Origin of the sequence: Caballeronia sp. dw_19 (assembly GCF_018449515.1) — a bacterium.
Lineage (GTDB): Bacteria > Pseudomonadota > Gammaproteobacteria > Burkholderiales > Burkholderiaceae > Caballeronia.
In genome coordinates, this window is record NZ_JAAVUQ010000063.1 from 1 (window position 1) to 13,581 (window position 13,581).

10 protein-coding genes are annotated in these 13,581 nt (G+C 60.8%); 1 reads left to right on the forward strand and 9 read right to left on the reverse strand.

Annotated elements, in window-relative coordinates; translation table 11 throughout:
• Window positions 1–101: 101 nt before the first annotated feature.
• Together HB376_RS38560 and HB376_RS38565 are read right to left on the reverse strand one after the other, a co-directional pair.
• On the reverse strand, window positions 102–1,844 hold the full coding sequence (locus HB376_RS38560) for a GMC family oxidoreductase (protein ID WP_213768940.1): 1,743 nt from the start codon (window positions 1,842–1,844) through the stop codon (window positions 102–104).
• 369 nt (window positions 1,845–2,213) lie between these two features.
• Window positions 2,214–2,912, reverse strand: a complete 699-nt coding sequence (locus HB376_RS38565) for a putative colanic acid biosynthesis acetyltransferase (RefSeq protein ID WP_255631829.1) — start codon at window positions 2,910–2,912, stop codon at window positions 2,214–2,216.
• 274 nt (window positions 2,913–3,186) lie between these two features.
• On the opposite strand from HB376_RS38565, the gene HB376_RS38570 reads away from it, so the two are divergent.
• Window positions 3,187–3,645 carry a hypothetical protein gene (locus HB376_RS38570; protein WP_213768941.1) on the forward strand — a complete coding sequence of 153 codons (459 nt, stop codon included), beginning with the start codon at window positions 3,187–3,189 and terminating at the stop codon, window positions 3,643–3,645.
• A 139-nt stretch (window positions 3,646–3,784) separates the two neighbouring features.
• Here HB376_RS38570 and HB376_RS38575 read toward each other — a convergent pair whose 3' ends face one another.
• From HB376_RS38575 to HB376_RS38605, 7 genes are all read right to left on the reverse strand, one after another.
• Window positions 3,785–5,119 (reverse strand): glycosyltransferase WbuB, encoded by a 1,335-nt coding sequence (locus HB376_RS38575; RefSeq protein WP_213768942.1) that lies wholly within the window; start codon window positions 5,117–5,119, stop codon window positions 3,785–3,787.
• A 151-nt stretch (window positions 5,120–5,270) separates the two neighbouring features.
• Window positions 5,271–6,413, reverse strand: a complete 1,143-nt coding sequence (locus HB376_RS38580) for a glycosyltransferase family 4 protein (protein ID WP_213768943.1) — start codon at window positions 6,411–6,413, stop codon at window positions 5,271–5,273.
• 57 nt (window positions 6,414–6,470) lie between these two features.
• Window positions 6,471–7,427, reverse strand: a complete 957-nt coding sequence (locus HB376_RS38585; RefSeq protein WP_213768944.1) for a GDP-L-fucose synthase — start codon at window positions 7,425–7,427, stop codon at window positions 6,471–6,473.
• 5 nt (window positions 7,428–7,432) lie between these two features.
• On the reverse strand, window positions 7,433–8,551 hold the full coding sequence (gmd, locus tag HB376_RS38590; RefSeq protein WP_213768945.1) for a GDP-mannose 4,6-dehydratase: 1,119 nt from the start codon (window positions 8,549–8,551) through the stop codon (window positions 7,433–7,435).
• 74 nt (window positions 8,552–8,625) lie between these two features.
• Window positions 8,626–10,860 carry a polysaccharide biosynthesis tyrosine autokinase gene (locus tag HB376_RS38595; RefSeq protein ID WP_213768946.1) on the reverse strand — a complete coding sequence of 745 codons (2,235 nt, stop codon included), beginning with the start codon at window positions 10,858–10,860 and terminating at the stop codon, window positions 8,626–8,628.
• A 106-nt stretch (window positions 10,861–10,966) separates the two neighbouring features.
• Window positions 10,967–12,052 (reverse strand): polysaccharide biosynthesis/export family protein, encoded by a 1,086-nt coding sequence (locus tag HB376_RS38600; protein ID WP_255631833.1) that lies wholly within the window; start codon window positions 12,050–12,052, stop codon window positions 10,967–10,969.
• A 112-nt stretch (window positions 12,053–12,164) separates the two neighbouring features.
• On the reverse strand, window positions 12,165–13,541 hold the full coding sequence (locus HB376_RS38605) for an undecaprenyl-phosphate glucose phosphotransferase (RefSeq protein WP_213768948.1): 1,377 nt from the start codon (window positions 13,539–13,541) through the stop codon (window positions 12,165–12,167).
• Window positions 13,542–13,581 lie beyond the last annotated feature (40 nt).

Below are 13,581 nucleotides of genomic sequence, written 5' to 3' on the forward strand. Positions count from 1 at the left end.
TAGACTCCGACCACCCCCCCCAAAACCTGACAACCCGACCAACCGCCAGCCCCAAAACCTAGCAATCCCCCGTCCACCGGCGCGAGCAAAAAAGAAACGCCCTACTTCTTCGCCATAAAGGCCAGATCCGAAGACGAACACAACGTCGACGCAGCGAACGGCAACGTAGTGTCTTCGGACGTCCGGCGCTCAGCGCCCGCGCCAATCGACGTCACCGACGCAAGCGGCGAGATCTCGCCGCGCAACGCCTTCAGCAGATGTTCAGAAAGCCGCAGCGTCATCGCCGCAATCGTAATGGTCGGAAAATTCGCTCCAACCGTCGGAAAGACAGAACTGCCAGCCACATACAGATTGCTCATGCCGTGCACCTGGCAGTTGCGGTCGACCACGCCTTGCTTAGGCGAATCGTGCATGCGGGTCGTACCCATGTGATGCCACGTGCCTTCCAGCTGCGCCGGCCACGGCTTGCCTTCCATCGGCTCGTCGAGCTGCACGTCGGCCACGCCGGTTCGCTGCATTTCTTCCGCCAACAAGGTCACGGTCCGATCAAACGTGCGCTTCGCCAGCTCGGTCAACTGCCAATCCACCCGAACGCGATTGATGCCAAGCGCATCCTTCTGCGACGACAAAGTCACGCGGCTATCACGGTTCGGCTCCGCTTCCACGATGGTCTGGAACTTGACATCGGTGATCAGCGGACGCGGCTGCAACAAACGCGCAAGACCAAAGCAAGCCGTGTCCACGGGATGCATGGCCATGGTCAACAAGTCCCGCGAGAAGTTCCAGTCCGGCTGATCCTTTTGCAACACCGCCTGTTTGCAGCGCACGAGCGCTTCAGCGCCCTCGGTGTTTTCGCCACGAAACACCGAATAGAACCACACGCGTGCATTAAGCAAACGTTCACGTTCGAGCACCTTCTGTGTCAGCGCAAACTGCGACGAGATGAACTGACCGTGCGCGGCTACCGAAGCGTTTTGATAGTGATATTTGATGTCGTAAAGCTTGTTACGCGCCCACGGCTTCTTGAACTTGATGCTGCCCTGCATGGTGCGCGGGTGGTCCATGAAATAGCGGCCGACCAGGTCGTTGCCATTGCCGAGGCCCGCGGCTTGCACCTTGTTCGACGCCAGCAGCAGCCGGGCGTTTTCAATCCCGCCTGTTGCCAGCACGAAGATCTTCGCAGCCACGGTGAAACGCCGGCCACTCAGCGTACCCGCCTCGACACGCGTAACATGGCGCGCCTCGGTGTCAGAGTCGATGTTCATCGCGTTGGCATTGAGGAACACGCGCACATGCGACGAACGCTCGAGCACGGCCTTGTACACCTTGCCGAAACGCACCGGCGGGCTGAACTGCGAGATCGTGTCACGAACGGTGCCGCTTGGCAGCGGATGACGCCTGACGTCGTCGCGGCCAATGGCGGCTTCCCAATAGGCAGGATCGAAATTATTTTCGCCCAGCTTGAGCAAGCCATGCGTGCGTGCATAGTACGGACGCAATTCGTCGAGCCCGAAAGGCCAGCCGCTATCGTTCACCCAGTCGCGCTTTTCGAAGTCCCACGAATCGAGCGGCCGGCACCACCCGCCCCAGCAGTTGCTGCTGCCGCCCAGGAAGCGGCTGCGACTGCCATCCGCATAGGTATAAGGAATGCCGACGTTCTCGCCGCGATACAAATCGCGCGTGGCATCGTCAGGCTTGTAGCCACCACTCTCGAGCAGGACGGTGTCTATACCGTGCTTATCCATTTCGAGCGCCAGCGTGATCCCGGCAACCCCTGCCCCGATGATGCAGACCGTGGTTTCAACTACCGCGCGCTGCTCAACATTCCGGCTGTCAATGAACATTCCCCGTGCTCCCTCTCGTGTGCAGCAGTTCGCCCACGTGTTGTGCAGGCTCTCCGCTGTCGTCACCCGTTGTCGAAACGCTTCGCTGCCGGTGCTGCTTCACGCGGCCAATTTGCCGCCGGCACCCGACAGGTTTCGGTCCCTGAATAATCCACGAAGCACTGCGCGAGTTTCAGTCGAAATTACTTGCAGCCAGGAAGTCATGCAAGCCTTACCTGCGTGTAATAATCGTCGGACTCGTGCTTCGTCACCCGCCAAGATAAAGGCACAGACAGCCAAAAGCGCGCTGGTCGACGCGCCCGGCATGCCCCTACAAATGCGTTTTTCAGCGGCGCACTTTCCTAGTGCCTTTCTGGTCCCTTTCTGGTGCTATACGGTGAACCGCTTCCTGATAAATCGCACCGGATTCCCGCCATATACGCCTTCTGCATCCAGCGACCGATGTACCACCGACAGCGGCGTCACCACTGTCGAGCGGCCGATGGTCACGCCCATTTGTACGACGCATTTCGATGTAATCCACACGCCGTCCTCAATCACAATGGGCGCAACACGCAAGTCCATGTTGCTCTCCAGATCGTGTGAACCGGTGGTGAGAAATGCGTCCTGCGAGATGCATACATTCGAGCCGATCCGGATCAGCGCCTGGTTGTAGATCCACGCGTTCACGCCAAACCAGCAGTTGTCGCCCACTTCCAGATTCCACGGCGCCTTCACCCGAATGGGATGAGGCATCCGGCAACCCGAACCAATGCGTGCGCCAAAGCGGCGCAACAGCCAGACGCGTACGGCCGATACCGGTATGAACTTGTTATTGATGACGGCGGCTTCAATAAAGAACCACACGATCTCCGTCACCACGCCACGCCGGGCCACATAGTTGCCCTTGCCCGCGAGACTGAGGTCGATGACCTTGCCGCTGCCCGTAGCGCTTGCGCGGCCCTCGCCATTAAAGCGCGCTGCGCCTTCGGTTGCGCCCGGGGCACTGTGATGTGGGCCCTGACTGGTGGTGGCCTTGTCCTTCGCCACCTGGTCCTCAACGCGAGGTTCGTCGATTGTTCTGAGCATGATTGCCGGCCCCCGAGCCCGTGCAGCGGATTGCATAACCAGTTGCATAACAACGCCGCGTGAAACGATTATCTGCGATACGTCTTGGCGTTCTCGTGCGCCAGCCCACTAATGGCCGCAAGGGAAAGACTTTTGGCGGTATCTGCATGAGCGTGCGCGAGAAGATTTACTACCCTGAAACAAGGGGTGGCAACCGCTCGACACCACGCCGGCTTTGGGATAACAATCAATCTTCATACTCGCCGATTTACTTGCTGATCCTGCGGAGCGCATCATGAAATCGATCAATCGCCAACCCTCGCTTCATCGCGTATTAGCCTTGGCTGTCGCGAGCGCCGCGTGCTTGGCATGGCCTTCTGCCCATGCAGCCGGAGGCGATGCAGGTACGCCCGACCTGGGGGCTGAAGAGAAGCTGCTGGGTGGCCCTGACACCTATGGAGCAGCTTATGCCGATCCCTATGGGCAGGCTCCCGCTGGCAACCGCGCGAAGGCCGCCGCTGCCACCACATCCGCTGAGAAGATGATGACCAACAACGCGGACCCGGCTCAGACCAACGCGTCGTTCATCACCCCCGGCGCGGTGGCCATGAAGCCCCGTGCGCGCGTGCAAGTGAGGGACGCAGGCGGCAAGCTCGTGACTACCCCGGAAGACGCTGCGCAGTCCGTGTACAGCGCAACCGGCCTCAAGCCGACCGGGAAGAAAACGACGGAGATCTATCGGTCTCCGTATTAAAGGTTCTCGCGGTTGTGGGTGTTTTGAGCCGTGCTTCGAACAAGCCTGTGGAACAGACAGTGAAGCAGGTTGCCTGGCTAACTTCACCAGGCTGATTACACCGGCGCGTAAGCCGCGTCCGGTCCCCGTGGGCCGATGATCAATCGATCTTCTCGATCTCCACCAGCTTCACCGCCGAACCCGTCTTGGGCGATGGGCTTGCCGCGCTGGCCGCCTTCGCTTCCTTGCGTTCGCTCATCCGCCCGGCCACACCTTCACCCCTTAATACACGCAGTTTCTCATCCAGTCGCCCGAGCACCCACCCCGGCGATAAATTCAGCTCCGCGAATGCACGGCCCTCCGCACCGAGGATGGCGCGCTGCTCCGGATCGGCCACGAGCATCTCGATAGCATCGGACAAGGCCTGCACATTCTCCGGCGGCACGACCACGCCCCGCGGCGTCACGATGTTATGAAGCTCAGTCCCCGGACGCGCCATGGCAATCACCACGCGTCCGCTCGCGAATATGCCCGTGAGTTTTGACGGCATGACGAGATCGGACGCATCGCCGCGTTGCGGGAGCACGTGGATATCGGCGAGATTGAGCAGTTCGTTCAGGCGTGTGGTCGGTTGCAGCGGAATAAACCGGCAGTTCGATAAATGCTCGCAGCACTTCTCCAACTCCGCCTTGGTCGCGCCATTCCCGCAGAACACGAACACGATGTCCTGGCGCGCAGCTAGTGCAGCCGCTGCGCCCGCCAGCACTTCGATGCCCTGCTTCGCGCCCATGTTGCCGGAGTAAAGGACGACCTTCGCGCTCTCGGGTATGTTCAATTCATCGCGATACTTATTCGCGCGATCAAGCGGATAGATCGCGCTGATATCCACCCAGTTCGGCAAGCGGAACACATTGGAAGGGGCAACGCCCTTCGCAATTGCACGCTCGGCCATCTTGTCCGAGATCGTCGAGACAACGTTAAACCGCCGCAAAAGCGCACTTTCGACCGTGCGCGCAAGGCGTCCCGTACGCTGACCCTTGAGCAAGCCGAGATCGAACGCGGCATCTACTTCGAAATCCTGAATATGAAGCCATGAATGTGCGCCCGTCAAACGCGCGAGCGCGAGCGCGGCCGGCGCGTTGAGCATGGTCGGGGCAATCGACATCACGACGTCGGGACGCCACCACACCTGCAAGACCAACGCAGGCAGCGAGGCCAGCGCAAATGAAGTGAGATGGATCATGCGCTTGAGACCGCTCGGATGGGCCGGCACCCACAGGGGCGAACGCCAGATACGCACCTGATTGCGTATTTCGCGCGAACCGCGCGAGCCCGAATAGCCCTTGGCAATCTTCCATTCCGGATAATACGGAGGTGCGCACACAACGCGAACGTCGTGCCCCTGCTGCTGCAAAGCCTCCGCCATCTCGGCGGTGTATTTGCCGGTTCCCGTCAACTCGGGCGCGTAATTGAGCCCGTATATAAGGATTCTCATCATGCCTCCACTTCCGCCGGGCGAGCACGCCCCGTCGGAACGGACTTTCGCGAAACGTCAGCTGCGGGACCACGCCCGCGCAACTGCGCTTCGGTGACCCTGCATGCCTCTCTTGGTTCTGGAATCGACCGGCCGCAGCAAAGATCCACGGTCAGTCGCTGAGCATCATCGCGCAGCCCCGCGCAATGTTCGCCGCAGCGGACGGCGGATCGAAACGCTGGATCACGCCCATGCATTGTTTCGCAGCGCCTGCCGTGTCGGCGAACGCCTCGATCGACTTGAGCATCGTGCGTTGCATGGCAGGCACGTCGCCGGCCGGGAACGCATACCCCGACACGCCGTCGATCACCAGTTCCGGTACGCAGCCGCAACTCTCGCTCACCACCGACGGACAGCCGTGGCTCAGCGCCTCGTTGACCACCAGGCCCCAGGGTTCGCTCATGCTCGGCAATACCATGCAGGTAGCGCTGAAGTATTCAATCGACAATGGTTCGTCCTGCAGACTACCCAGGAACGTAACGGAATCGGACAGGCCCATTGAGGCCACCTTCGCCTTGAGTTCTTCACCCATCGGACCGGTGCCCACAATGCGCAACGCTGCATCTGGAATCCGTTCCTTCAACCCGCGGAACGCATCGATCAGCGTGCCAATGCCCTTCTCCGGTGACAGACGACCGACATACAGGAAAATGGGCTTGTTGCCGGCGCGATAGTGCAACCGGTCCGGCAACGCGCGCTCCGGCGAAAATGAGCGCGGCAGTGCGGCGGCCTGGCACGGGATGAAGATCTTTTCCTGCTTCGCGCCAAGCGACATCAAATACTCGCGGCTACGTTCACCAAACCCGAAATACCCGTCGCATAACGAGAAAAACACGCGCTTCGGAATGGACGTCATCATCCTGCGCGGCCGGTCGCGTGCAGTTGAATCGCAGAACACGGCGCGACGCTTGCCCGTCAGGATGCACGCGGCCATCATCGCCCAGTACTCGGGCCGGTGATAACCCGGCAGCACCACCAGGTCTGTCTTGGCCTTCAGCACTTCCCACGTGAGGCGAGCCGTCATGCGCCAGGTCGGCACGTCTTCATAGCAGCCGTTGTAGAGCTTGCGCATCGGATAGCTGTGGAACGAATAGTCCACGTCAGAGAAGCCGATGCGGTCATGCTCGGTGTCGGCAATCTGAACCATCGAATACTTGATCGTTCCGGACCCGGATATGTTGTACAGCGCGGACAGCACTGCACCTTTGTGCCGCGACCAGACGACGTTATGAAAAATAGTGACGGTAGCGTTCATGTTGTACTTGTCCCCGATTGGTAGCGCGCGTGTGTGAAGCAATAGCTCACTTCGGGCTCACGCATGTGCCGGTTGCTGGCTTAGCGCCTCGTAGCGCTGCAGGAAATCCTGGTAGGTCGCCCGGATGCCCTGTTCGAGCCCGGTCGACGCGACCCAACCCATCTCGCCCAGCTTTGACACGTCCAGCAGCTTTCTCATCGTGCCGTCGGGCTTGCTCGCGTCGAACACGAGCTGGCCCTGGAAGCCGACCACGCGGCAGATCGTCTCCGCGAGATCGTGAATAGACAGGTCCTCGCCTACGCCCACGTTGAACACGCCTTCGGTACGTCCGCTCTCCATCAGGAACACCGCCGCCCCGGCCAGATCGTCCACGTGCAGGAACTCACGGCGCGGCGTGCCTGATCCCCACACCGTCAGCGTGCTTTCGCCGTTCAGCTTCGCTTCATGCGCCTTGCGGATCAGCGCCGGCAGCACGTGGCTGCTCTTCAGGTCGTAGTTGTCGTTCGGACCGTAGAGATTCGTCGGCATCAGCGAGATGAACTTGCAACCGTACTGGCGGTTATAAGCTTCGCAAAGCTTCAGCCCGGCAATCTTCGCGATGGCGTACGCCTCGTTGGTCGGCTCAAGCGCCGAGGTCAGCAAATACTCTTCCTTGATCGGCTGCGGGCAGGCCTTCGGATAGATGCAGGAAGAACCGAAGAACACCAGCTTCGACACATTCCAGCGGCAGGCCGCATGAATCACGTTGGTTTCGATCGTGAGGTTCTCGTAGATAAACGACGCCGGCAGCGTCGAATTCGCGAGAATGCCGCCGACCTTCGCTGCGGCGAGCAACACCACGTCGATGCTCTCCTTCTCGAAGAACATGTTGACCCCGACCTGGTCGGTCAGGTCGAGTTGCGACTTCGTGCGCGTGATGATGTTGCGATAACCCTCACCGGTCAGGCGCCGGACCAACGCCGAGCCGACCATGCCGCGATGACCCGCTACAAAAATGCGTGCGTTTTTATCCATGATTTTCACTCGTGGTGTTCAAGTGCCTTGAATCCGGCCATCGTGACAAGCGCGTCACGCCGTGCTATCTGAAAATCGGAACGAACCATTTCCTTCACGAGCGAGGGGAATGTCGTGGTGGGGCGCCAGCCCAGTTTCGCGTGTGCCTTCGACGGATCACCAAGCAGCGTTTCCACTTCCGTCGGACGGAAATAGCGCGGGTCCACGCGGACGATCACGTGGCCCTTGGCCATCTTCGTTTCGCGCCCCTCGACCTGGTCCACGATGCCCACTTCGTTCACGCCTTCACCTTCGAAGCGCATGTGAACACCTAGTTCGGCTGCGGCCTGGATCACGAATTCGCGTACGCTGTGCTGCTCGCCGGTAGCAATCACGAAGTCTTCCGGCTGCTCCTGCTGCAGCATCAGCCATTGCATCTCGACGTAGTCGCGCGCATGGCCCCAGTCGCGCATGGCGGACAGGTTGCCGAGATACATCTCGTCCTGCATGCCGACCGCGATGCGCGCGAGCGCCCGGGTGATCTTGCGCGTGACGAAGGTCTCGCCGCGCACGGGAGACTCGTGGTTGAACAAAATGCCGTTGCATGCATACATGCCATACGCTTCGCGATAGTTCACCGTCATCCAGTACGCGTACAGCTTGGCCGCTGCATACGGACTGCGCGGATAAAACGGCGTGGTTTCCTTCTGCGGCGACTCTTGCACGAGACCGTAGAGCTCAGACGTCGACGCCTGGTAGAAACGCGCTTTCTTTTCCATGCCGAGAATGCGGATCGCTTCGAGAATACGCAGCGCGCCGAGTCCGTCGGCGTTGGCCGTGTATTCGGGCTCCTCGAACGACACCTGCACGTGGCTCTGTGCGCCGAGGTTATAGATCTCATCGGGCTCGGTGCGTTGAACGATCCGCGTGATGCTCGAGGTATCCGTCAGATCGCCGTGGTGCAGGACGAACTTGCGATCCGACTCGTGCGGATCGCTGTACAGGTGGTCAATGCGGTCCGTGTTGAACAGCGAGCTACGGCGCTTGATGCCGTGGACTTCGTACCCTTTTGCGAGCAGCAACTCGGCCAGGTAGGAGCCGTCCTGTCCGGTAATGCCGGTGATCAAAGCGACCTTGCGTTTCATCGTGTGCCTCTCGTCTCTCAGATTGGATGTGCGGCGCGTGCCCCCGCGCGCCGCAAGATCTTCGCGTCCAGGCATCACTCAGGGATGCTCTCGTAGCCGTAGTAGTTCGTGTATGCGCTGCCGGACATCAGTCTCGATTGCGGTACGTCGGTCAGCAGCACGCCCTTCATGTTCACGCCGCCGTGATGCAGGCGCTTCATCGTCTCGCCAATCTCTTCCACCTGGTTGCGGCCGTGGCGCACCACCAGCAGGCTCGTGCCAGCATGCTTGCCGATCACGGTTGCATCGGTCACTGCCAGGACCGGCGGGGTGTCGATAATCACCAGGTCGTACTTGTGCTTGAGCACTTCCAGCACTTCATGCATACGGTCGCTCATCAGCAGTTCCGACGGATGCGACGGCAGCGAGCCCTTGGTCAACAGGTCGACGCCCGGCAGCACGTCATGCAGCACCGCCGCTTCGATATCCGAGCCCATCAGCACGTCGGACAAGCCCGGCATATGGCGCACGCCGAAGTGAGAGTGGACGTCGCCGCGACGCATGTCGCCGTCGATCAGCAACACACGCTTTCTCGTCGATGCCACCAGGGTCGCCAGGTTGACCGAGAGGAACGACTTGCCTGCATCCGGACGCGAGCCCGTCAGCATCACCACGTTGTTGCGTGCATCGGCCATCTGTAGTTGCAGTGACGTGCGCAGGCCGCGAATCCCTTCCACGGCCGCGTCTTCCGGCGAGGTCGCGGCGAGGACATGAAGACCCTGGCTGCGCGAACCGACCTTCTGCTGCAGGCGCAATTGCTGGCTGCTGCGCGGCACGATGGCAAACACACGCACGCCCAGGCGGTTTTCGATTTCTTCCGGACGTTCCACGCCGCCATACAACGACTTGCGGATGAACGCCACGAGGATGCCGAGCACAAGGCCACCGGCCAGGCTGATCAGGATCACGAGCACGCGCTTCGGACGTACAGGATCGTCAGCCGGTTCGGCGAAGTCGACCACCCGCACGTTGCCTACTTGCCCGGCCTTCGCCACGCGCAACTGCTGCGCGCTGTTAAGCAGGTTCGTATAGAGCTCGGTATCGACCCGCACGTCGCGCAGCAGGCGCAGCGCGGTTTGTTCGGTATCGGGCAGCACGGAAACGTTCTTGGTCAGTGAACCTTGTGCGGCCTGCAATGCACCGATCTGCGCGTCGAGCGCGGCCACCGACGGATGGTTCGCGGTGAAACGCTGCGAGAGTTCGGCGCGTTGCTGTTGCAGGTCCATCAGCTTCGACTTGTTGTCGACGACTTGCTGGAGCAACAGGCGGCTTTCTTCGCTCAGGTCGACCGTGCCTTGCTTGTTACGGAAGTTGTTGTACTTCTGCTCGGCCTGGTCGAGTTGCGCGCGTACTTCCGGCAACTGTTGTTCGAGGAACGCGAGCGTCTTGCCGGCTTCCGCCGAGCGCGTGTCGAGATCCTGTTGAATGAAGCGGCGCGCGATGTTGTTCACGATCTGCGAGGTCAGCTTGCTGTCGTGACCTTCAAGGCTCAACGCGATGATGCCGGACTGCAGCGTTGTTTCAGCCACCGTCAGGCGCTTTTGCAGCGCATCCACGGTACCGAGCGTGGATGCACGCGTCAGTTCGAACTTGGCGCCCGGCTCGCCGCTCATGTTTTCAACCAGCAGCGTGACGGGCCCAAGCGCGCTCGTACCGCTCGCTTCCTGGCCGACCTTGCCGTTCAGGATGGCGATGCCGTCCGGGTCGCTCAGGACATAGCTGCCGTTTTCGCCAGCCGTCAGGATGTACGTCTTGTCGTAGGCTTCCTTGGGCGTGTCGAACTTCGGCACCGAGATGCTTTCGTTGCCCCAAGCGAAACCTGACAGCCAGCTCACGGGCGCCTGGCCGTTGCGCGTGCCCAGGATGTCGCTGATCATGCCGCCCACGATCGGGAAGTAGCGCGGACGCGCGCTGATATCCAGATGCAGCTTGTTGACCGTGTCCTCGACCACCAGCCGCGAACGCAGCAACTCGATTTCGGCCGCGGTCGTCGACTTCGCGTCGAACATCTGCGACACGGTCTGCACCGCGTTGGCATTGTTGTTATTGGCGTTGTTTCCCGGGTTGCTTTCGGTCACCTGGATCATCGCGTCGGCGCGATAAACCGGCGACGCAATGAATGCGTAAGCCGTGCCGAGCGCGACCACAACCAGGGTCACCAGGGCGATGATTCGCCAGCTTCCCAAGATGGCCGCCAGGTAGTCGGACAAGCGCAACTCGTCCCCTGTCGACACCACGTCCGCGTAACGGTTTTCGAAATTGATGGCCATTTTTTGTCGCTCACTCAAACGAACAATCGAAACGGGCCGGCACCCAACGTCACTGTCGTCACCTTCGTGATCTTCATGACGTTCGGCACCGGACGCAGCTCCATGACTACTTGGTTACGATCGCGGCAGTCAGGCCCGCGTTGATAGCCGGCAACAACAGGTTCAACACACGGTTGGCGCGGACGAGACCGCTGTTGTCAACATAGACAACGTCCTTCGATTCCAACGGAAACTGGTTCGCAAGCAGCATGGACACCGGCGAGCGTGCGTCCAGGCGATAGATCACCGGCGAGTCGCCGGTCGACTGGCGGACCACGAAAAGCTGCGCCGCATTGGAGGTGTCCTGGTTTATCTGGCCCGCTTGCACGATGGCCTCACCCAGCGTGAGCGTGCCGTCGCGCAACGGCGACACGGCGGTGGGCTTGGTCACTTCGCCCATCACGTAGACGGTGTTGTCGTCGCGGGAATCCACATGCAGCATGTCACCCGGCTGCAGCATGATGTCGGCGGGATTCTTGCCCTGCCTCATCATCTGCGCGACGTTCACGGGATACGCCACGCCGTTGCGCGTGATCGTCACGCGGCTTTGATCGGCCGTCGGCGCAAAGCCGCCCGAACGGTTGACGGCTTCGGTCAACGTCATCGGAATGTCGTTGATCGTCTGCGCACCCGGAGCACGCACATCACCATCCACATAGACTTGCGACGACCGGAACGAAGCCACGCGAACCGTCACTTGCGGCTTGACGAACACCTTGCTCAGGTCCGCATAGATCTCGCGCTGGACCTGCTCGGCGGTCTTGCCCTCGGCGTGGATCGCGTGGGTCACGTACGGAAACTGGATGTTGCCTTCGCTGTCGACTACAAAACCGGGCGCCGGGTCACTGGGCCTGGTGTTTTGCGCCGGCTGGCCGAGCGCTGCCGCGAGTTCAGGGTGATCCCAGACAACGATCTGCAGCACGTCGCCCGAGCCGAGCTTGTAACCCGAGGGCTTGGCGAACAGGTTGAGCTGCGCCTGGGCCGTGGTGCTGCTCTTTTGCTCGGCGCGAATCTGCCGGATCAGCGTCAGGTCGATCTGCTTGATCGGGATCTGCATGTCGCTCGTCACGTCACCGTTATCGGCCGTCGTGACCGGCAACGCAGCCGGCGTGACCATGTGTTGGCCCGGTACGAGCGAACACGCGGACAGCATGGCGGCAATCGCCAGGGAGAGTGCCACACGCGTTCCAGGAACGGCATGGCTGTTTTTGTTCGGCGCCGCAGCACCGCATAGTTGTTGGCTGTTCATGTTGTCGTCCCCTGCCTCAATAAGCGTTGGTGTGGCGCAAACCCTTGAAGATCGTCGCGAAGATAATTTTCATATCTAGTCCGAACGACCAGTTCCCGAGGTAGTACAGATCGTGTGCTACGCGTCCCTCCATTTTTTCGATGCGATCGGTTTCGCCGCGAAAGCCGTTTACTTGCGCCCACCCCGTAATGCCCGGTTTGATCCGGTAGCGGTGGATGTAACCCGATACGACCTTCTGATAAAGATCGTCGTGTTCGAGCGCATGCGGACGCGGTCCGACCACCGACATGTCGCCGCGCAGTACGTTGAAGAATTGCGGCAGTTCGTCCAGGCTCGTGCGACGCAGGAAACCGCCTACGCGCGTGATCCGCGGGTCGCCGCGCGTGGCCTGTTCGAGCACGCCCGCTTTCTGCGCATGCAGGCGCATGGTGCGGAACTTGTAGATGGTGAAGACTCGGCCGTCCGCGCCTTTGCGGCGTTGCTTGAAGAACACCGGACCGCGCGAACTGAGCTTCACCGCGATCGCACAGGCAAGCAGGACCGGCGAGACCGCGAGCAAGGCGCCCAGCGCAAAGAAGCGATCGAAGATCTCCTTCTGCATCATCGCGTTCGGCGGCAACGGCGACGCCGCCAGGTTGATGGTCGGCACGCCGAGCAGGTTCGTCACGCTGCCTTCGAAGAGCGCGAGCGTGCGCACGTCGGGCATGAAACGAATGTTGATCAGGTCGTTGCGGAACTCGTCGACGAGCTTGAGGATCGTGCGTTCTTCGGTCAGCGGCAGCGCGAGCCAGACTTCACCCACGTTCTGCGTGCGCACGTAGTTGGCAAACGCTTCATGCTCTTCGAACACCGGCACACGCGTGTTCATCGTGGTGCCGGCCTGTACGTTGTAGGCTGCCGTTGCACGAAAGCCTGCTGCCGGCGCGGTGTCGATCTTGCGAACGATCTCGTCGCAATGTTCGCCGCATCCAGCGACTGCGACCTGCTGCAAATTCAGGCCCGCGTTGCGCACGCGTCCCAGCACGCTGTGCGTGATCAGGCGGCCGGCGATCATCGCGGCGCCTGCCATGCCGGTCCAGTAGACGAACCAGAGACGCGACACGAAATCGATACGATGCAGGGAGAACATCAGCACCATCGCGCAGGCCTGCACGACGAGCCAGCTCAGCGCGACCTGGCCCGCGAGTGCCCCCTTCGAGCGGCCACGCCATGAGGCATACACACCGAACGCAGGAAACACAGCGAGAGAAAACGCCGCTGCGAAAGCCACGAACGCCAGATAGAAACTACGCTGCGAGATGTCGTCGAAACGGATTTGCGACGCCACGAGCGCACCCAGCACGATCATCGCAACATCGAATATTCGCGCCAGCAGGTCTGTTATTCCGCGCATTTTATTCTCCCCGAACCACACACTTTTTTGCTTGACGGTT

What these genes read in the sequence shown, in the direction of transcription:
- HB376_RS38560 (WP_213768940.1), bottom strand. Translation starts at nt 1,844, where the DNA reads ATGTTCATTGACAGCCGGAATGTTGAGCAGCGCGCGGTAGTTGAAACC.
- HB376_RS38565 (WP_255631829.1), bottom strand. Translation starts at nt 2,912, where the DNA reads ATGCTCAGAACAATCGACGAACCTCGCGTTGAGGACCAGGTGGCGAAG.
- HB376_RS38570 (WP_213768941.1), top strand. Translation starts at nt 3,187, where the DNA reads ATGAAATCGATCAATCGCCAACCCTCGCTTCATCGCGTATTAGCCTTG.
- HB376_RS38575 (WP_213768942.1), bottom strand. Translation starts at nt 5,119, where the DNA reads ATGAGAATCCTTATATACGGGCTCAATTACGCGCCCGAGTTGACGGGA.
- HB376_RS38580 (WP_213768943.1), bottom strand. Translation starts at nt 6,413, where the DNA reads ATGAACGCTACCGTCACTATTTTTCATAACGTCGTCTGGTCGCGGCAC.
- HB376_RS38585 (WP_213768944.1), bottom strand. Translation starts at nt 7,427, where the DNA reads ATGGATAAAAACGCACGCATTTTTGTAGCGGGTCATCGCGGCATGGTC.
- gmd (WP_213768945.1), bottom strand. Translation starts at nt 8,551, where the DNA reads ATGAAACGCAAGGTCGCTTTGATCACCGGCATTACCGGACAGGACGGC.
- HB376_RS38595 (WP_213768946.1), bottom strand. Translation starts at nt 10,860, where the DNA reads ATGGCCATCAATTTCGAAAACCGTTACGCGGACGTGGTGTCGACAGGG.
- HB376_RS38600 (WP_255631833.1), bottom strand. Translation starts at nt 12,052, where the DNA reads ATGCTGTCCGCGTGTTCGCTCGTACCGGGCCAACACATGGTCACGCCG.
- HB376_RS38605 (WP_213768948.1), bottom strand. Translation starts at nt 13,541, where the DNA reads ATGCGCGGAATAACAGACCTGCTGGCGCGAATATTCGATGTTGCGATG.